This is a genomic window from Ruminiclostridium hungatei (assembly GCF_002051585.1).
Lineage (GTDB): Bacteria > Bacillota > Clostridia > Acetivibrionales > DSM-1351 > Ruminiclostridium > Ruminiclostridium hungatei.
In genome coordinates this window covers 25,580-45,747 of the sequence record NZ_MZGX01000012.1, presented here as the reverse complement: position 1 = coordinate 45,747, position 20,168 = coordinate 25,580, and the positions used below count along the sequence as shown (strand labels likewise).

Annotated in this window: 18 protein-coding genes; 6 read left to right on the top strand and 12 right to left on the bottom strand. The window is 43.6% G+C overall.

The window, feature by feature from the left end; translation table 11 throughout:
- From CLHUN_RS10175 to ppnP, 4 genes are all read right to left on the bottom strand, one after another.
- Nucleotides 1-1,413: a peptidoglycan D,D-transpeptidase FtsI family protein gene (locus CLHUN_RS10175; protein WP_080064484.1), complete on the bottom strand. Its 1,413-nt coding sequence runs from the start codon at nt 1,411-1,413 to the stop codon at nt 1-3.
- Entirely contained in the window at nt 1,406-2,626 is a 1,221-nt protein-coding gene (locus CLHUN_RS10170) for an FtsW/RodA/SpoVE family cell cycle protein (RefSeq protein ID WP_080064483.1), read from the bottom strand. Before CLHUN_RS10170 ends, CLHUN_RS10175 begins: the two co-directional genes overlap by 8 nt.
- 50 nt (nt 2,627-2,676) lie before the next feature.
- Nucleotides 2,677-3,126, bottom strand: coding sequence for an FHA domain-containing protein (locus CLHUN_RS10165; protein WP_117387041.1), 450 nt, complete (start codon nt 3,124-3,126; stop codon nt 2,677-2,679).
- A 141-nt stretch (nt 3,127-3,267) separates the two neighbouring features.
- Nucleotides 3,268-3,582, bottom strand: a complete 315-nt coding sequence (gene ppnP, locus CLHUN_RS10160; RefSeq protein ID WP_080064482.1) for a pyrimidine/purine nucleoside phosphorylase — start codon at nt 3,580-3,582, stop codon at nt 3,268-3,270.
- Nucleotides 3,583-3,786: 204 nt separating this feature from the next.
- Here ppnP and CLHUN_RS10155 point away from each other — a divergent pair, with 204 nt between their 5' ends.
- The 3 genes from CLHUN_RS10155 (at nt 3,787) to CLHUN_RS10145 (ending at nt 6,726) form a co-directional block, all read left to right on the top strand.
- The gene (locus tag CLHUN_RS10155; protein ID WP_080064481.1) at nt 3,787-4,053 is read left to right on the top strand and encodes a DUF1294 domain-containing protein; all 267 of its coding nucleotides are present in this window, start codon (nt 3,787-3,789) and stop codon (nt 4,051-4,053) included.
- Between the two features lie 125 nt (nt 4,054-4,178).
- Nucleotides 4,179-5,687: a stage V sporulation protein B gene (gene spoVB / locus CLHUN_RS10150; protein ID WP_080064480.1), complete on the top strand. Its 1,509-nt coding sequence runs from the start codon at nt 4,179-4,181 to the stop codon at nt 5,685-5,687.
- A 415-nt stretch (nt 5,688-6,102) separates the two neighbouring features.
- The gene (locus CLHUN_RS10145) at nt 6,103-6,726 is read left to right on the top strand and encodes an HAD family hydrolase (RefSeq protein WP_080064479.1); all 624 of its coding nucleotides are present in this window, start codon (nt 6,103-6,105) and stop codon (nt 6,724-6,726) included.
- 39 nt (nt 6,727-6,765) lie between these two features.
- Here CLHUN_RS10145 and CLHUN_RS10140 read toward each other — a convergent pair whose 3' ends face one another.
- From CLHUN_RS10140 to CLHUN_RS10115, 5 genes are all read right to left on the bottom strand, one after another.
- Complete coding sequence (locus CLHUN_RS10140) at nt 6,766-8,199, bottom strand: MFS transporter (RefSeq protein WP_080064478.1); 1,434 nt, start codon at nt 8,197-8,199, stop codon at nt 6,766-6,768.
- Nucleotides 8,200-8,440: 241 nt separating this feature from the next.
- Nucleotides 8,441-9,766: an MFS transporter gene (locus tag CLHUN_RS10135; protein ID WP_080064477.1), complete on the bottom strand. Its 1,326-nt coding sequence runs from the start codon at nt 9,764-9,766 to the stop codon at nt 8,441-8,443.
- 169 nt (nt 9,767-9,935) lie between these two features.
- Nucleotides 9,936-11,264, bottom strand: coding sequence for an FAD-dependent oxidoreductase (locus CLHUN_RS10130; RefSeq protein WP_080064476.1), 1,329 nt, complete (start codon nt 11,262-11,264; stop codon nt 9,936-9,938).
- Nucleotides 11,265-11,535: 271 nt separating this feature from the next.
- The gene (locus tag CLHUN_RS10120) at nt 11,536-11,928 is read right to left on the bottom strand and encodes a bacteriohemerythrin (protein WP_080064474.1); all 393 of its coding nucleotides are present in this window, start codon (nt 11,926-11,928) and stop codon (nt 11,536-11,538) included.
- A 70-nt stretch (nt 11,929-11,998) separates the two neighbouring features.
- Nucleotides 11,999-13,117 (bottom strand): GGDEF domain-containing protein, encoded by a 1,119-nt coding sequence (locus tag CLHUN_RS10115; RefSeq protein ID WP_080064473.1) that lies wholly within the window; start codon nt 13,115-13,117, stop codon nt 11,999-12,001.
- 148 nt (nt 13,118-13,265) lie between these two features.
- On the opposite strand from CLHUN_RS10115, the gene CLHUN_RS10110 reads away from it, so the two are divergent.
- Entirely contained in the window at nt 13,266-14,216 is a 951-nt protein-coding gene (locus CLHUN_RS10110) for an L-lactate dehydrogenase (RefSeq protein WP_080064472.1), read from the top strand.
- 195 nt (nt 14,217-14,411) lie between these two features.
- Here CLHUN_RS10110 and CLHUN_RS10105 read toward each other — a convergent pair whose 3' ends face one another.
- Both CLHUN_RS10105 and CLHUN_RS10100 read right to left on the bottom strand, forming a co-directional pair.
- Nucleotides 14,412-15,482, bottom strand: coding sequence for an iron-containing alcohol dehydrogenase family protein (locus CLHUN_RS10105; protein WP_080064471.1), 1,071 nt, complete (start codon nt 15,480-15,482; stop codon nt 14,412-14,414).
- Nucleotides 15,483-15,595: 113 nt separating this feature from the next.
- On the bottom strand, nt 15,596-16,249 hold the full coding sequence (locus CLHUN_RS10100; protein WP_080064470.1) for an MtnX-like HAD-IB family phosphatase: 654 nt from the start codon (nt 16,247-16,249) through the stop codon (nt 15,596-15,598).
- Between the two features lie 287 nt (nt 16,250-16,536).
- On the opposite strand from CLHUN_RS10100, the gene CLHUN_RS10095 reads away from it, so the two are divergent.
- Nucleotides 16,537-18,369, top strand: a complete 1,833-nt coding sequence (locus tag CLHUN_RS10095) for a DEAD/DEAH box helicase (RefSeq protein ID WP_080064469.1) — start codon at nt 16,537-16,539, stop codon at nt 18,367-18,369.
- Nucleotides 18,370-18,815: 446 nt separating this feature from the next.
- On the top strand, nt 18,816-19,415 hold the full coding sequence (locus CLHUN_RS10090; RefSeq protein ID WP_080064468.1) for a nitroreductase family protein: 600 nt from the start codon (nt 18,816-18,818) through the stop codon (nt 19,413-19,415).
- Nucleotides 19,416-19,511: 96 nt separating this feature from the next.
- On the opposite strand, the gene CLHUN_RS10085 is transcribed toward CLHUN_RS10090, so the two are convergent.
- Nucleotides 19,512-20,159 (bottom strand): DUF1638 domain-containing protein, encoded by a 648-nt coding sequence (locus CLHUN_RS10085; protein WP_080064467.1) that lies wholly within the window; start codon nt 20,157-20,159, stop codon nt 19,512-19,514.
- Nucleotides 20,160-20,168: the final 9 nt, after the last annotated feature.

The window sequence follows — 20,168 nt, the reverse complement described above, 5'->3', positions numbered from 1 at the left end:
TTACTTTTTAAAGTATCTGTTCATTACGGCGGCAGATATCTTTGCCGCCGCGGTTCCTCCGTAGCCGCCTTCCTCCACAAGCACGGCAACGGCTATCTGAGGATTCTTATAGGGTGCAAACCCAATAAACCAGCTATGGGGTGTTTTGCTTTCCACATGCTGAGCGGTGCCGGTTTTTCCGCACACCTGGACTCCGCTCACCTGTGCCCTTGTGCCGGTCCCCTTTTCCACAACCTCCCGCATGTACCGGCTTATTTCAGCGGCATAGCCCTCTGAGGTAACCTGTTCCAAGGCGGAAGGCTTAAGTTCCCTGACAGTTTTCCCGTCGTAATTAACCACCTTGTTCACCAAAACCGGTTTCATCATGGTTCCGCCGTTTGCCACGGTCTGCGCCACCAAAGCCATTTGCACCGGAGTTGCCAGAATTTCAGCCTGTCCTATTCCGGCTTGAGCCAGATTTCCTTTTTCTGAAGCCTTGTATTTGGGAAACCAGCTGTTGTCTATTATTATACCGTCTGCAGGTATATTTCTGTTAAACCCGAATTTACCGGCAGTTTTAAAAAGCTTTTCTTCAAGACGTATTCCCAGGTTTCCAAAGAATACGTTGCTGGATTTTATCATGGCCTGTTCGAAATTGATCTTTCCCATTGCCTTTCCCTTGTCATTGCTTAAAGTATAGTCCTTTCCCAGTACCAGCTTTCCCTGGTCGTTAAAGGTCTCCTCCACCATACCCGTGATATTTTCCAGAGCGCTTATACCGGTCACCACCTTGAAGGTGGACCCCGGAGGATAGAGACCGGAGACAGACCTGTTCAAAAGAGGCCTTTGTTCGTCTGCACTCAACTTCTTCCAGTTGCTTTCCAGAGCATTGGGATCATAGGAGGGCTTGGACACCATGGCAAGAATCTCCCCTGTATCAACCTTTATTACCACAACCGAGCCCCTGGAAGAACCCAGGGCATCATACGCCGTCTGCTGCAAGCCGAAATCCAGGCTGGTGTAAACGTCGTCTCCCTTTTTATTCACCGCTTTTAAGCCATTGCCCACCCATGCCGCCAAAGAAGCGGATATGTTGCTGGACAAATAGCTGTCATACAGGTTTTCAAGCCCGGAGATGCCATACTGGGGATCGTAGTAGCCAAGTACCTGTGCTGTAGCCGGTCCTCCCCTGTAGGTTCTTCTGTACGTTCCGTTTTTTGTTTTCTCACTGACCGAAAGCTCTTTTCCGTTTCTGTCGAAAATGGTCCCTCTGACCACCTTGTTGCGTATATCCCACATTCTTTTGTTATCAGGCCTGGTGGATATTTCAGGGCCTCTGAAAAGTGTGAAATATGCCAGGTAGCTGATAAGAATCACAAATACTACAAGAAAAATTGCCATTACCCTTTTTATATTTACAGTCAGATTATCCATCCTGAGTATCACCTTCGTCCCCTTCCGATACCTTTTGTATTATGCTTAAAGCCAAAAAGCTTATTAACAGGGAGGTTCCCCCGTAGCTCACAAAAGGAAGCGTTATTCCCGTCAATGGAATAAAACCGGTTACGCCGCCTACTATTACAAGTGCCTGAGTGGCTATCATGACGCTGAGTCCCGCAGTCAGAAGCTTTGTAAAATTATTCTCAGCATGTATGGCACTCCTAATGGACCTGTAAAACAGGAGGAAATGCAGTATTAATACGGCCAGACCCATGAGCAGTCCCATTTCTTCACAGATTACCGAGAAAATAAAGTCGGATTCATTGACAGCCACATAGCCGGGATGCCCCATACCCAAGCCTCTTCCGAAAAGGCCGCCCATTGCGATGGCATACATGGATTGCACCAGTTGGTAGCTTTCGTTATAGACATAATCCCAGGGATTGAGCCATATCATAAAGCGCCTCCTGATATGGCCGAAAACGGCATAGCTGGCCAGTCCTCCCCCGCTGAACAAGCCAAGGGAAATAAGTACGTAAAGCTTTTTAGACGTTGCAAGGTATACCATGGTCACTGCCACCGCGAATATTATCAGCGCCGTCCCCAGGTCTTTCTGCAGCACCATGAAGCCCAGTGCCACTATTATTACAATACCGGGCTCAATAAGCTGTTTCCTTGAGGTTATATGGGACAGGGCAGTGGACAGATAAAGAATAAGGAATATCTTTCCGAATTCAGAGGGCTGGAAACCATAGGTCGTCCCTATCCTGACCCAGTTCTTCGCTCCCAGTATCTCCACTCCTATAAAGGTGGCCATTGCCATGAACAATATGGTTCCAGCCAGAAATACATATCTATATTTTGCGTACTTTACCAGTCCTTTTTTCAGATAGAGCACCACAAACAGGAACATTACTATACCTATTACCAGCCAGCCGAGCTGCTTTACGGCGGTATCCCTGTCAAGCCGGAACAGCATTATGATTCCGATGGAGCAAAGCATTGCCGCCAGGAGAAATATAAGCCTGTCACCCATGGGATAATACTTTTTAAGCACCCAGGAGGTCACGGCAATAATAGCCGTTATAACCCCAAAAAACACCCCTGCTGTGGGGTCTATGGGTTTTCCCAGAAAAGCGAGATTAAGAAATCCGAAAAATAAGAATAAATATATTAAAAGCTGTAAGGTTCTAAGTCGTTTTGTCATTGTATCAGCCTGCCGCAAAAAATCCGGTTGGCAGCAATTCCTTTCATAAACTACACATCATCAGAAACAACCAGTACCGTTTGGGATATACTTATCTCATCCCCTGGCTGCAAACTTTTTTTGTCAACCATAACACCATTTATAAAGGTGCCGTTGGTGGAGTTGAGATCCTCCAGCATATAGCGCCCGTCTTCAAAATATATTTTTACATGGAAGTTGGAAACAGACGGTGAAGGCAGTACCATCTGGTTTTGCCTGTTTCTTCCTATGGTCAGTTTATTGCCAATGGGAATAGTATCTCCTTCAACAAAAGCCCCTCCGTCTCCGGGGTATACAAGCTTGAGTCTCCAGCCAAGATTTTTCCCATTCTTGAGCCCGCCCCGCTTAACATCCCTGGACATAATCTTAAGGGCCTGAACTATGATTATATATATTAATACGATAAGTATTATCTTCAGCAACACACCAAAAAAACTCAAGTCCAGTAAGTCAAATTTCATAAAAACCTCCTTACTCCATGTTTTACACTATTATATACAAATACTCGGGATTTTACAAATTGTCTGCCGGCTTAAAAAGTCTCCAAAAATAAAAACAGCATGTCATCAAATTAAGTGATGACATGCCTTTTTTTATTTTTTCTATTTTACATATGAGCAGCAGTAGTCTGTCAATTCCGTTACCTTGAGCTGGAATTTGGAATTTGACTTTACTTCAAACTCCTGTCCCGCTTCCACCGACAGCCAGTTTTCTGCTCCAGGCAGCAGCACGTCCAGCTTTCCTGCCAAAATCTCTATAATTTCCTTATCTGCTGTTCCGAATTCATATTCACCCGGCATCATTATGCCAAGGGTCTTTCTTTCCCCGCTTCCAAAAACCACTGTTCTGCTTGTAACCTTACCTTCGAAATATACATTTGCCTTCTTTATGATATTCACATTTTCAAAATTATCCATAGCTGACTCCGTTTCAAAATTTATTTATGAAAGATTATCATATAATCACCCCTGTGTCAATCTCCTCTGATACCTGAAAAGAGTCATATCCAGGCCTGAAAAAATACGCTTGTAATTGCTGTTAAGAAAAAGCTGGCACTTTTGTGGTATAATATTGTATTATTATAGTATAATACATCTTTAGATACTGGATGAGGTGCGATTATGCAAAATTTTATAATCCCGTTGCTGGCTGTACTGAATATATTTGGCTTTATACTTGTATCACTGGACAAATTCAAAGCGAAAAACAAACTGTGGAGGATACCTGAACGCTCCTTCTTTCTCCTTTCAATACTGGGAGGCAGCATAGGCGTTTACATAGGTCTTTTTCTATTTCATCATAAAACCAGAAACTGGTACTTCATGACATTGATTCCATTTATAATCATGGCTCAGACCATTTTCATATATTACCTGGTCAATAAGTAGAGGATCTTTTATAAGAAAGATACCTCTTTTTATTTTCTCCTGCAAAGGGATTGGGGACCCTGCCGGTAATAAACCTGTCTTATTGTGAATAGCATTTAATAATAAGGCAAAAATGGAGCTACCGCATGGGACTTGACAAATTTTATAAAAATTCCGCAATACTGACTATATCCAACTTAATTACCGGCTTTATAGGCTTCGCATTCTCAATAATTCTTTCAAAAAAGCTTGGGGCAGGCGGTCTGGGTCTCTACGGCCTTGTAATGCCGGTTTATTCCCTGCTTTTGTGCCTCACCGCAGACGGTTTGGTCACCGCCGTTTCGAAGACCTGTGCCGTATACAACAGCAAAAAGGATTACCGGAACCTTCACAGGACCGTAAAGGTGGCAATCTGCTTTTTAGGGTTGTGGAGCATAGCTGTGGCTGTGCTTGTCTTTATAAATGCCTCCAATATCAGCAGCTTTTTCATTAAGGACAGCCGCGCGGCAGATGCCATACGGGTTATCTGTCCTGCACTTGTCTTCATACCCATGTCCGCCATATTTAAAGGTTTTTTCTACGGATTTGAAAAATTCACCATTCCGGCAGGCATTGATATTCTTGAAAAATGCATACGTGTAACCATACTTCTTGCGGTAATGGCAATTTTGTCGGTAAAAAATATAAAAGGAGCCGTAACCACGGCATATTTTGCTTTGGCAGTTGGTGAGTCCATAAGCATGCTGATGCTGTTTACAGCTTTTAAGCTTTTTTCCCGCAAGCTGGTTTCTGTGAAGGCGAAGGTGAAAAATCCGCTGCAATTGCTGACAGATATATTAATAATTTCCTGTCCTCTTAGTCTGAACGGTTTCTTATCCTCTATTCTCAATACCGCATCTACCCTGATATTGCCAAGAAGGCTCATAAGTTCGGGTATGAGCTATGATACCGCGCTGGAGCTGATAGGAAAATTCCTCGGAATGGCTATGACCACTGTAAACCTTCCCTTTATAATCATTGGCTCCATGATGACAGTAATGATACCCGACATGTCCCTGAGCCTGAGCAAAAAGGATTCCTGGAGTACTGAAAACAGAATTTCGCAAGTATTGAGGGCATCCTTCCTGGTGGGGCTGGGAACACTCATTGTCTCTGTATGTATTCCTAAAAAGCTTGGACTTCTGTTTTACAGCCGTGACGACCTGGGGCAGATGATAATGGCAGCGGGCATATGCAATTTTATCAGCTACGTTGCCGCCGCCTCCTTTGGAATCCTTAACGCCCTGGGAAAGCAAAACGTCAATTTGAAAAACTCCATCATCGTTTCCGTGGAAAGCTTGCTGCTGGTAATAGTTCTGACCGGAATACCGGGCCTGAATATTTTCGGATACGGAATTGCCATGGTAATTGCTTCTATTACAGGACTTGTGCTGAATATGCACGAAATCAGAAAGGTCTGCGAAATACGGCTGTCTTTCCTTAAAGGACTGGTGTTCACCCTCTTCGGTGTGACAGGCTATTTTTGCGTAAAGCTTATCAGCAATATCATACCCGATAAGCTTATAGTTTTTGATGTACTGTTTTCAACAGGAGTATGCTTCCTGGTTATTTTTTATCTTACCAGAATGTATAATTACAGACATGACCCCTTGTAGATAATATTATAATTCGTTGTGCTAGTTAATAAAGTCATTAAGAGGCAAGTTTGCAATTCACGTGAGGACGACTTTAAAGAAATGCGTAGTATGATTAAAAGCTTTTGCTGAAATTGTAGGCTTTTGGCATGCTGCTTTGGCAGTTAAACTGACAGGACGTCAATTTAAGCAGCTCCCGAGGCCTGGATGGCCGAGTTGCTGCGACGTCTAAAAAGGCATGCCGAAAGATATTGCAATTTCGCCAAAAGCGTTATATACAAGCATTTATTTGAAGCTTGTCCGGGAGTGAATAGCATTCTCTTCCTTTTATCACATTTTCAATTAGCACTACAGGTTAATTTAATGCTATAATAACAGATATGTCAGCTATAGCCGAATAGCTGACATATCAATATTCAAGTTGGAGGCCGCCAATATGTATAAATACGTTGTATTCGATGTAGACGGCACAATGGTAGATACCGAAGAAGCTGTCATGTTTGCTTACCAGAGTGTAATTTTTCAAAAGCACGGAAGATATTTTACCGACCAGGAGCTCTTAAAGGGCTACGGTGTTCCCACCCGCCAATCCTTGGAAAGATACGGCTTTACCGATATCGAGGGCACAATAAAGGACTATTATAAGTACCTGATAGAAGGTTTTAAACGCTGCCGGACCTTTGACGGCATACAGGAGCTGCTGGACAGCCTCGGCGCAAAAAATGTGCCCCTGGCTGTAGTCACCTCCAGATGTGATTATGAAATAAAGATAGATACCTGCCTGCAGGGCTTGCTAAATAAATTTGCCGCAGTCATATGTTCCGACGACACCGTGAGGCACAAGCCGGAAGCCGAACCGCTGCAGAAGGCCATGGAGAGGCTGGGCGCAGCGCCCGACGAAACCTTGTATGTGGGCGACACTCTTTTTGACAGCCAGTGTGCCAAAAATGCCGGTGTTAAGTTTGCACTTGCCATATGGGGCTCAAATAATTCAGCCAACATTGCTGCCGACTACTATCTGAAATCCCCGGCACAATTGCTCGAACTGCTTGGTCAGTGATTAGTATACATAATATCATAGATAACCCATATGGGTTATCTATGATTTCGGCACCCGGGCACTTCTCCTGCCAGTAAGCAGTCTGAAAGCCGTAAGCACCGCACCTGTGAAGGCAATAAGCCCCGCGCATATATAGGTAACCCTCATGGCATAGGCAAATTCTGCTTCCCTGCCCGCAACAAAGGTAGTGACCGTATAGCCCAGCTTGCTGCTCATGGCACTGTACAGAATCAGGGTTGACACCGAAACTCCCACAACCAGTCCCAAATTCCTTACCAGGGCATTAATGCTGCCTGCAATCCCCACTCTCTCCCTTGGAACCGAAGACATTACCAGAGAATTGTTTGGAGATTGGAACATTCCATTGCCCAAAGCCATTATTGCTATAATCACCACCAGCTTAACCGGCTGAAAATTCTGATTCAGAGTTGCCATAGCCATAAAAGCCCCGCTGAAAATCAGCAAGCCTATAAGAGTAAGCAGTTCCGAGCCCATTTTATCCGACAGATGTCCGCTTATTGGAGCCACCACAAACAGTACAAGAGGGTATGTCATCAGGTAAAGTCCCGAGGCGGACGCGGACAGCTTTATTACATCCTGGAGATAGAAGGGCAGCACCAGATTTGAACAGCTCATAGCTACAAAAAGCAGGAAGCCGCACAATATACTCAGTGAGAACAACTGATTTTTAAAAATGTTCAATTGTATCAAAGGGCTTTCCTCTGTGATTTCCACTTTCAGGAATATTATAAAAGCCACTATTGCCAGTGCAAAACCCGCCAGAACAAGCGGCCTTGTAAAGCCCACCTGTTCTCCCGCAATCAGTGCCGCAAACAATGCCACAATGAAAACCAGAAACAGCAGGCCACCCTTCACATCCAGTCTTGCTTTTTTGTTCTCCTGATCCTTTGGAAGTATTTTCAGTCCAAGTATAAATGCAAAAATACCAATGGGAATATTTATAAGGAAAATATACTGCCAGGCGGCGGCATCAACTATAAAGCCTCCAAGAGGCGGTCCCACCAGCGTTCCCAGTGCAACAAACGATCCGGTTACACCCAGTGCCTTACCTCTTTCTCCCGCGGGAAAAACCCTGGTTATAATCCCCTGGCTCGTTGCCATAAAGCCGGCAGCTCCCACTGCCTGGATTATTCTTGCAAGCACCAGTACGTACAGTGTACTTGAAATAGCACACAAAAAGGAGCCTATTATAAAAATCACAGTTCCTATCTGAAATATTTTCACAGTTCCCTTTATATCACCCAGTCTTCCAAAAATGAGAATTGTTGCAGATATGGCAATCAAATAGGTTGATACCACCACAGATATGGAATTCATACCCACCTTGAAATACCCGGCCATAACAGGCAGCACAACATTTACGATACTGCTGTCAAGACAGGCCATAAAGGTCAGAAGTACGATGTTTATGAGGATAAGCCCCCTGTTTTTATATTGAATCTGAGTCTCCATTTTATTTTAAGAATCTCCATTTCAGTTTTAGTCAATACCGCCGAAGCTCCAGTAAGGAATAAAGTCGTCCTCGCGTGGGCAAACATATCTGTCAAGACCTGTTAACCGGCGCTACAGCCTTAATTTAAAGTAAAATATTTTAAATATAATATAATAGCATACACCTCGTAAGCACAATAAATTCATATAAGAATAGCATATAATTTCATGCATTTCAATTGGAAAGAAGCATAAAAATTCATCAGGGCTTCTGCCTGCACAAATCCTTATTTACTGCCTGACGGGTGGCAACAATGCCCGAAAGCAGGGTAATGCCGGCTATTATAAACATCAATTGCATATTCCCAAACGACAGCTTGAAAACCGAAAGAGAAAACCCGTCTGTTGCAGCTATGAAATATGAGCCTGCAAGAGTGCCCAGGAAGCCAATTACGCCGTTAACCGCCGAAGAGAAGCCCATATAGACCGTTTTGTTTTCAGCCGGAGAAAAAGTGTACTGCAGGTTGCTCAGGGATATATTTATTCCCGCAATTGCGGCTCCGCTAAGAATGTGTGCTATGGGAAGCAGCAGTGCTACGGTGCTGCTGTTTATAAAAAACCAGATAAGAAAGCTCAGTATTTGCAGGAATATCATCAGATTGGTCAAATACAGCCAGGACTTTCTGTCGGCAATTCGCCCCCAGAATTTAACGGATATGACACTTGCCACCGATGCCAGTACCGCCATCAGTGTTATAAGCCCGTATCCCAGCCTTAGTCCGGCTACCATGTATACGGCGGTGAACGGAAAGGCCAACTGGTAGCCAAAATTCCAGATTGCCATGAGCAAGGATATAGACATATACTTTTTATTCCTTAAGGGAATGCGGAAAATATTAAACACGGTGAGGTTTGTCCTGGTTATTTTATTGGGCTGCTCCTTCATTCCTGAGAAGAGCACCAGGTTAACCAGGGTTATGACAATTACAAATATGTACAGGACTACAAAGCCGTCAAGCTGGCGTCCCAGCCTGTGGAACTTGTCAAGCACCTGGCCCGTTATCAGTGTCACTGCTGCCACAGCGGACAAAACTACGGCTTCCCTCCGGCCATAGTACGCTCCCCTTATGCTCTCGGGAGTGATGTTGAGAACCCAGGTCAGAGCTGACGGCATAACGGCTGCAAGAAATAAATTGGCCAGCAGGAACATGGCAATAAGCAATGTAATCTTTAAGGAACCTGCAATATTTATAAACGGGATTACTACCATCATTCCCAGCATTAACCTTCCTATGAAGCAAAACAGCACAGTAATCAGCTTCCTGTTTTCCATCCGCTCAAACCATATGGGAGAGAAAACCGTTACGATTCCTGCCAGCACCGGAATGGCTGAAATAATACCTGATATCTGATTGCTTGCACCTAAATATTTGGCAAAGCCCACCAGAAAGGAACCACTGGTAAGGGTAAGAATGCTTCTGGCTGTACACCCCTCATAAATGGATAGTTTTCTGGATTGGGTCATTTCACCATTACTAAGTTCATTTTTGTTAAAGTAAATACTGCGGAATCTCTCAGACAGTTTCATTAGTGTTCTCCCGTTCTTCCCAGCCAAAACCATTTAACGGGAGCACATACAATTGAAACCCGGATATTTTGGCAAAAACATTATGTTACCTTCATCTAGTCTATCACAGACCTTGCTGAAATGTAAGTGGATTTCATAAGGCCATATGAAACTGACGTACCGGCATCTGTCATTCTGCCGCCAATCCGGCCATATTTATCAGATTCCAGGGCTTGTTATAGTGGGGCTGGAAAAAGAAGTCCGTGAAGGCAAGTTCATCAACCGTCATACCGTTTTGTATGACAACCGACATGGTATTTATCACCTGAGTCAGATCTGCCCTGGATTGTATTTGTGCTCCGAGCACTCTCCTGTCACTGCTGCCGTAAACCACCTTCAGCAGAGCCTCTTCATAGGTGGGCATAAATTCCGGCCTGTAGTTTTCCCTGACTGTAACTGCTTTTACCTCCAGGCCCAGTGCTTTTGCCATGGTTTCTGTGAGCCCGGTGGCCGCACAATTCAAATCATAAATCTTTATTCCGGAAGTGGCCTGTGTGCCCATACCCCTGATTACAGGACCAAGCAGGTTTCTTGCCGCAAGGGTCCCCATCCTCACTGCGTTTGTGGCCAGGGGTATATACTGATGCTTTCCGGAGGGATTGTACCTGACAGCACAGCAATCACCTGCGGCAAATATATCCCTGCTGCTGGTTTGCATGTATTCGTCCACCAGGATTGCTCCGTTGGGAAGCATATCCAGCTTGCCTCTGAAAAGTCCGGTGTTTGGCCTGAACCCTATGCAAAGTATCACCAGGTCGGCTTCATGGCTGCCTCTATTGGTGACAACCCTCTTCACCTTATCAGCTTCTCCCTCAAAGCTGACAACCTTCTCACCAAGAGCCAGCCTGATACCGTGATTTTTATAGGCCTCCTCGGCAGCGTCGGTAAATTCCCCGTCAAAATATTTGCTCATGACCCTGTCTTCCGCATCAATAAGCGTAACCTTCTTACCCTGCTGTGCAAAAGCCTCCACAAGCTCCGCACCTATATAGCCTCCGCCAACCACTGCAATGCTTTGCGCAGTTCTCGACCTGTCTATGATGGTATTTGAATGCTGAAAGTTCTTTGCCAGCAGAACATTCTCCAGTCCTATTCCGGGTATTTCAGGTATAATAGGCCAGGAGCCTGTAGTTACCACCAGCTTGTCATAGCTGTCTGTAAAAATTGTGTCCTTCTCAAGGTTTTTTACAACAATAGCTTTTTCCTCCGGCCTTATCTCCATAACCTCATGTCTCATTCTTGTGATGATGCCAAGCTCATTAAGCTTTTGGGGGGAAGAATAAAACAAGCTCCCGGGGTCCTTTACCACTCCGCCCACATACAGGGCTATCCCGCAGGAGAGAAAGGAAATGTTGTCATTCTTCTCATACACAGTTATTCCGGCTTCATTATATAACCTTGCAATATTGGTTGCTGCCGCCGTTCCGGCATGTGTGCAGCCTATAATTATCACTTTCATATTACCCCTCCAAAAATATTCCACATATAACAATTTATGTTAATAGTTTATTAGGAATACTATACCTCCATGCCGTTTATACAAACCTTTTTCACTAATTTTTTATCGGTCTTGCCCTGGCTTTTCAGATAACAGCTTATGGGGCTGAACCGTCCGGGTCCGCCGAACCTTTATCTGCGGCAGCTCACCGGATTTGTAAACAAAAAGGAACATACAATCTGCCCCCTCGGCAATTGCATGTTCCAGCTTATTCGCATCAGCGGTATAGCAGTCATTTTGCGGCATAGGCCTTGTCCGACTGCAATATGTGGTCGGAAATCCAGTTCAGTACGAATTCCAGTATATCAAGCAGGTACTGCTCATGGTCAGTATCCACCTTTTCCAGGTCCACATTGTTTATTTTTTCAATAAAATCATTGTGCTCCACTTTGTGGCTTAACAGCTTCCGATAGCCAATACTCAGCATATACTCTTCTTCAGAGGTGAAGTGAAAAACCGTGTAATCCTTCAATTCTCCCAAGAGCTTGAGTATGCGGTCATATTTGTCGGTAATCAGTTCATTTTTCAGCAGTTCGTGAATGTCAGCGGCTATCCTGAATAATTGCATATGCTGCTGGTCCAGGTGTTCAATACCCAGTACATATTCTTCTTTCCATGAAATCATAATTTCCCCCCCCAATCGACTATCATATCTTATGCCAAATTATACTTATAAATATCGGGTAAAGCAACAACTAAAATTCATTTTCAGCACTCCAATATTTTCTTTTTCTGCTTTTCTTATGGTTATACATCTTGACATCAATCTCATGTAAAAATTGCTCCATACCCATGTCATTGTTATATGCATCACTGGCACAGCTATATTTTATTAAATACGGCTTGGAGCAGTTGAAGTTATACTTGTCCACCATTTTTTCCATTTTTGAAATCAGCTCATTGACCTTTTCTTCCGGCAGATTATTTATTAATACAAGAAACTCGTCCCCTCCCAGACGGATGACGGTCCCCTCCTTGGAATATACCCTGTGAAGCAGCCTTGCAAAGGTTTTTAACGCATGATCCCCTTCTGAATGCCCATATGAGTCGTTAATGTTTTTAAAGTAGTCCAGATCTATCATTACAACGGACAGCAAGCCATCTGCCTTCCTGGTATAATCATCCCAGCATTTTTTCAGTACCCGCCTGTTTCTTGCGCCGGTAAGAGCATCCCGGTACAATTCCCTCTGCTGTATGAGGATAAACATCATTATGATGGTAAAGCTGCTGCTGCACCAGACAAAGCTTGTCTGCTTCAAGGCAAGCTGCACCGTCATCATAATATTGGTTGTCATACTGATAGCCAGTATATAGCCGTATTCAAACCTCATCAGCATTTTTCTGTTCAAGATTATTACATAAAGGCTGTACAGGAGAAAAACAAGGGCAATGGTAAAAGGAATGACACATTGGAAGAAGTTTTCGTCTTCCAGCTTAATGCTTCCAAACCTGAAAACCCCCACAACCACATTGGAAACAAGCAGCAGTATAAACAGCGAGCGCACCTGCTTTTTGAACTTGACGGGAAAAAGGTAATATGAGCATATAAATTTCAGGAACAAATATGCCAGGAGTGGAGAAAGCATAAAAATAAGGCTGGACAGAACCCGAACCCAGATCAATCCGGTTCGTGCCTCCCTGAGCATGCCGAGTACGATTTCAAAGCATATGAGCAATAGATTCAGGAATAAGGCAGCTATATATATTTTGTTTATATGAGCCTTTTTGTCCAGAACACTTAACGCGTATATTCCGAATAGGAATATGACCGCACCGGACAAAATATTCATCTGCTGATGAATTAAAAACTGCATAAGGCTGCTCCTTAATCCTGCGTTTTTTTCAAAAATATATTAATATTTTACATTATATATCAAATTAATTCAAATAATTTATTGTTACTTTTTACCACATAAAGGGTATATTGTTTGTATACAAGGTTAATTCAGGAGGCTGATTTACATGAGAAACAAATCAATAAATAAAATTGCCATTGTGGGCACAGGCTTTGTGGGTTCCACCACGGCATATACACTAATGCTGAGCGGCTTGATTTCCGAATTGGTGCTGATAGATATCAATGCGAAAAAGGCTGAGGGAGAAGCAATGGATATGAATCATGGGATGCCCTTTGTCCGCCCGGTAAAGATATACAGCGGCACTTATTCTGATTGCAGGGACGCAGATATAGTAGTCATAACAGGCGGAGCAAACCAAAAGCCCGGTGAAACCAGGATTGATCTGGTAAATAAAAATACCGCCATATTCAAGGACGTTGTGGGCAACATAGTCAGATATAACTCGGACTGCATACTTCTGGTAGTAACTAATCCTGTGGATATACTCACCTATGTCACCTACAAGCTTTCCGGCTTTCCAAAGAACAGGGTCATAGGCTCCGGAACTGTTCTGGATTCGGCAAGATTCAAATATATGATTGGAGAACATATGGGAATCGACCCCCGCAATGTCCACGCCTACATTATAGGAGAGCACGGGGACACAGAGGTTCCAACCTGGAGCCTGGCATCCATTGCAGGAGTTTCCATGGACGATTACTGCCGGGATTGCAACTCCTGCGACAGCGATAATTTCAAGGAAACCACCTATAACAATGTGAAAAATGCAGCCTATGAAATCATCGACCGTAAAGGCGCCACCTACTATGCCGTCGCCCTGGCCGTAAGAAGAATAGTTGAAGCCATCGTAAGAAATGAGAACTCAATTCTCACAGTCTCAAGTCTGCTTGAAGGTGAATACGGACTAAATGATATATGCCTGAGCATTCCCAGTCAGGTAAATTCGGATGGTATAGCCAGGATTATAAACGTGCCTCTCAGTGCCGAAGAAAACAGGCTGCTAAACAAGTCGGCTGCTTCCCTCAAGGAGGTAATTGCAGGCCTGCAGTTGTAAGTCCATACCACGTACCGGACCTGTCTGCCGGGAAGGAAGCGTATTCCCACAGTATATGCATATGCCGGGAGAACCTTTCATGAAAGGTTCTCCCGGCATTACTTTGTTGTCGTCAGTTGTAATAAAGCAATTATTACGCCTTCTTCCGCCTTGTAATGACAAAAAATTCTACGCCCAAAAATCCGGTTTTATTATTTAGTCATTCCTAAGTATTTTTTTCAGTATTGCATTGCTCTTAAGCAGCTCCTTGGCCTTGCTCCTGTTTTCCTCCACATGTATGCTGGTAAACCTGTTGGGCTTGATGGAAGGAGCCAGGTCAACAGCCTTTTCAAAAGCTTCCGCCTTAAGGTCCAAGGTTGAAACATAATCAAAAAACCCGGTATCTCCAAGAAATTTTTGTATTCTCTCAGACCTGTGCTGCTGCACCAGGCTCATGAGATAGGTTGCAATTCCCACTTGAATGCCGTGCAACTGCGGCTTCTCAAGTACCCTGTCCAGAGCGTGGGATATGAGATGTTCGCTGCCGCTGGCCGGCGAGCTGTTTCCGGCGATTTCCATGGCAATACCGCTCATGGTTAGTGAATCCACCATTTCCTTCTGGAAAAACTGCTCGGTTATATCGGTATAGGGCATGCGTACAATGCTGTTGACCGACTTCTTCGCCAGCATGGCAGCAAAATCGTCAACCTTTGCGGCATTGTTCCGTTCCTCAAAATACCAGTCGTAAACAGCAGTAATTTTTGATACAATATCTCCCAGTCCCGAATAAATGAATTTTGCAGGAGCATTTTTTATAACCTCAAGGTCTACTATTATTCCAAAGGGCATTGCCGCATGTACAGAAGTCCTTTTTCCGCCAATGAGCAAGGAGCAGCCGGAGCTGGAAAAACCGTCATTGGAAGTAGAGGTTGGAATGCTGACAAAGGGGAGATTGTTCAGGAAGGCTATATATTTTGCAGCATCCAGAACCTTTCCGCCTCCCACTCCAACAACCGCTTCTGCCTTTGAGGGTATGGAAAACCCGCGGGGTATCAGGTTTTCCACAGCAATATCATCAAAGTCGAAGGTTTCAAGCAGTGTCAAAGAGGCCTTCCCCTTTATGGAGGCTATGATCTTTTCTCCAAACAGCTCTCTTATACCTTCTCCAAAAAATAAAACAACCTTGAAAATCCCGGCTCTTTCAAGAAGAGAACCCACATTTTCCATAATCCCGCTGTTTACTTCCATAATAGTAGGAATTTCAATCCTGTGTATGGCTGTGCCCATAAGTACTCCTGTCTGCAAGCGCTTTCTGGTCCGCGCTCACCAATTTACAATTTATAATTTATAATTTTTATTTCCCTGTATGCCCTGCTTTTATGGCTCACCCTGCTGCCGCATTATTTCAGCAGCCCATGGACGGTCATAAATTCCTGAACTTCACTATATTTGTGGAAGGGCACAAAAGAAATATTTTTTTCCGAAAGGAGATTTTTCAGGTCGTTTCTTGCAAATGCCAGGTCGGCAGCCTTGGCAGCCCCCACATCAGGCTCACTGTCACCTGCAAAATAAACCTTTTCATATTTTTCCTTGAGGGACAATATTACCTTTTCCTTGTCCACGCCCCAGGTGCTGGAATAATATTCACTCTCGGGGTCGGGCAGTATCTTTATTCCCCTGTTCATGTATTTTCCCTCCATGGATATGACTGTAACCTTTTCCAGGTTTAAATGAGCCAGCAGCTTTTTTATATAATATGAGGTTCCGGCACTCAATATATAAAAATCTCCTCCGTTATTCTCCACCTTTTCAATAAATTCAACTGCATTTGAATCCAGCGGAAGAGCAATAATATCCTCCAGTATTTCTTCTTCACTTCTGTCCATGGAGCCAAAAATCCTGTTCAGAAAATCCACATTGATTTTTTTAGTCTTTCTCCATTCGTCATAATATTCCCAGGCCCAACCCTTTAAATATTTATCCATTACAATATGGTAAAAGTCTCTGTCAGTCAAAGTACCGTCAAAATCCGATACAAATGCAAAGTTCTTCATAGTATTTATTGCCTCCCGTCGTCTGGTTTGTCTGTTCGTGCCCTCTATTAGCAATGTACAATAGAGGGTATAATAGCATGGTGATACCTGTGGGGCAAATGCTTCCAAATCTTTTATGCTGGTTTTATTCTTTAAAAACGTAGCCGGCATTATTCCTTTTCTGATATAATTTATTTACCAGAAGCAATTCCTGTATGGGAAAATAAATAAACATTGCAAAAAAGGCAAATAATAATTATTATTGTATAGTATATAAAATTAAATGAATATAAAGTAAAGGAATAAAAATGGAAAATTTAAGTTTTAAAGATCTAAACCTTTCAAATGATGTGCTTCGTGCAATTGCCGACATGGGATTTGAGGAGGCCACTCCCATTCAATCCCAGTCCATCCCTCCCATTCTCAGCGGAAATGATTTGATTGGCCAGGCTCAGACAGGTACTGGAAAAACCTGTGCCTTCGGAATACCTGCCATTGAAATGGTCGACCCCCAGGTTGATTCCATTCAGGTGCTTGTGCTTTGTCCCACCAGGGAATTGGCAATCCAGTCTTCCGAGGAACTGAGAAATGTGCTTAAATATAAGGATGGTATTCGTATTTTACCTGTATATGGGGGCCAACCCATAGACAGACAGATAATAGCATTGAAAAAGCGCCCACAGATTATTATCGGCACTCCGGGACGAGTTATGGACCACATGAGACGCAGGACATTAAAGCTGGAATACCTGAAAATGATTGTTCTGGATGAAGCTGACGAAATGCTGAACATGGGCTTCCGGGAGGACATTGATACCATATTGGAAAAAGTCCCTGAGGACAGGCAGACAATCCTGTTTTCTGCTACCATGCCTAAAGAAATACTTGATATCACCAGGAAGTATCAGAAGGATCCCATTCATATAAAAGTAGCACATAAGGAACTGACTGTTCCCAGTATCGAGCAGTACTATCTTGAGGTGAAAGAGTCCGCCAAGCTGGAAGTGCTTTCCCGCCTGATTGATACCAATGATATAAAGCTTTCACTGGTATTTTGCAACACCAAAAAGAAGGTTGATGAACTAACTTCCGGCCTTCAGTCCAGAGGTTATTCCGCCGAGTCCCTTCACGGTGACATGCGCCAGGAGCACAGGGACAAGGTTATGTCACAGTTCCGCAAGGGAAACTTTGATATCCTCATAGCCACAGATGTTGCCGCAAGAGGAATTGATGTTGATGATGTAGAGGCTGTATTCAATTATGACATTCCCAGCGACGAGGAATACTATGTGCACAGAATCGGTAGAACCGGAAGGGCAGGAAGAACAGGAAAATCCTTTACCTTCATATCCGGCAGGGAAATCTACAAGCTCAGGGACATCCAGCGGTACACCAAATCAACAGTAACTTTGATGAAGCCTCCCAGTATCAATGATGTGGAAGAAAAGAAAATGTCAAATGTGCTCAAGACTCTTAAGGAGAACCTGCAATCTGAAGGCATCTCCAAATATGTGAGCAATATTGAAAAATTCGTCAGTACAATAAATTCCGAGGCGGAGGATCAGGAGGATGCCTTTGTCAATTCTCTTGATGTTGCTGCAGCCTTGCTGAAGATGTATGCCGAACAGAGCGGCGCCCTCCCCAGCATGGTCAGTGATATTGACGAAACAGCAGACTTGGATTCGGAAAACCCGATGGTCAGGCTGTTTATAAACATAGGCAGTGACAATAAGATACAGCCCAGGCATATTATCGAAAGTCTGGTGGAAACCTCAGGCCTGCCTGGCAAAATGGTAGGTTCCATAGATATTTTTGACAAGTACTCCTTTGTGGAAGTTCCAAAGGAGTTTGCCGCTGAAGTCCTTATGTCCATGAAAAACTATACCATAAAGGGCAAGCGGATAAACATTGAAAAATCCACTCCCCGTAAAAAAAGCGGCAGAAGCGGTGTAGGTTCCGGCAGAAACAACAGCACCTACAATACCTTTTTAGTACACGGCGGCAATGGAGCCGGACAGCCTTCCAAAAGGAAGTCAGGACACACCGGATTTATTAAAGCCTCGGGCAGCAGCAAGCAGTCAGGCGGCAAGCCCCAGGGAGGAAAACCTTCGGGCAGCAAACCGTACCGTAAGGATTGGTAAGCCGGAACTGAAATTTAATACACAAAGCGCAATATTTATAGATAAGCATAAACAAATATAAGTAAAATGTAAGTAATAATATATTGTAAACAAGTATAAATAAAGGGCCTTCCAAAACAGGTGTTCACATACAACACATTTATTACCGGCAGCGGAAATCCAAGCGGGATATTAAATGTGTGAGGTACAGGAACTGCGTGCTTTTGCTCAGGCCCTTTAATATTGCCGTTTTCGTACGGCACGCCAAAAGCGTTATATACAAGCATTTATTTGAAGCTCGTCCGGGAGTGAGTAGCATTTTCTGACTGTTACCACATTTTTAATTAGCACTACAGGTTAATTTTTATCAGATATAAATTAAAATTGTTTGATATGGCATAATAGTGGTAAATCTATCTTAAATAGATTTATTTGTTTTAAGTATAAATCGTCAGGAGGATCAGAGTATGGCAAAAGATTTTTATAATGCAGTCAAAGACAGACGTTCATTTTATGGAATAAATAAGGAATCACCGGTTTCCGATGAGAGAATCGGAGAAATTGCAGATGCTGCCGTAAAGCATGCTCCGACAGCATTTAACAGTCAGAGCGGCAGGGTGCTGGTTTTGTTGGGTGACAACCACAACAAGCTGTGGGATATAACCAGGGAGGAGCTCAGGAAAATTGTTCCGGCAGAAAGCTTTGCAGCTACAGAAAGCAAGCTCGCTTCATTTAAAAACGGGTATGGTACGGCATTGTTCTTTGAGGATCAGTCGGTAGTCGAAACTCTGCAGAGCCAATTCCCTTTGTACAAGGACAACTTTCCCGTCTGGTCGTTACAGGCAAGCGGAATGCTTCAATATATCCTGTGGACCTCACTTGAAATTGAAGGCTTTGGAGCATCGCTCCAGCATTACAACCCTATTATAGACCAAGAGGTACACAAGCAGTGGAATGTCCCTGCAAATTGGAAGCTGCTTGCCCAGATGCCTTTCGGCAAGCCCACAGCCACACCGGATGAAAAGCAGTTTCAGCCGCTGGAGCAAAGAGTAAGGATTATTCGGTAGAATCCGGCAGTATGCATGAAAAATAGGAATTACTGACCGGAAAAATGCGCCGTTTGGCGCATTTTTCCCTTGCTGTTTCACCAGCTTTTCTTACTTTTAAAACATCTCTTCCTTGATTACCTCTTCAACCGGAATATTTATAAATTCCTCCGTATTCCATGGACCATTAACAAGCCTGTTAATAAATCCTGTATCTCCATGTCGGAGGGAGTGACTTAAACCAAGCAGCTTTGATACCTCCAATGAAGCATCAAGGCATCTCTTTTCCCTGGGATGTCCCGTGTTTATAAAAAGTATGCTGCGGTAGCTGTCATACATGGCATTTAAAACCCTTCGTGCTTTGACTTCGCCATATTTTCCACAAACCCTGTCATACTCGGATATAATTGATTTTCCACTCTCAAGCCACCCGCTGCTAAGATAAAAAGTACCTCTGGACTGCTGAAGCTGTTCAAAAAGCTCTCGTGACCCTAAAAACAAAGAGATGCAGTCATGTATCCTTGGAATTGTTAAAATACAATGCTTTGCTTTGATACCTCCGGCAGCTCCCCCACATAAACCAAAACCCAAAATTATTCTTTCATAACCTTTGGAATCATCAACAATCGTAAGAAGTTCCTTATGAAGTTTTTCAGGCCTTGTATGAAGTTCCATTGAGACAAAGCTATATTCTGTCGGAGTTTCTGGCTTTACCGATAAAAGCTCCTCTTTCATTACTTCACAGGCAATGATTTTTATGCTCATAAGCAGTCA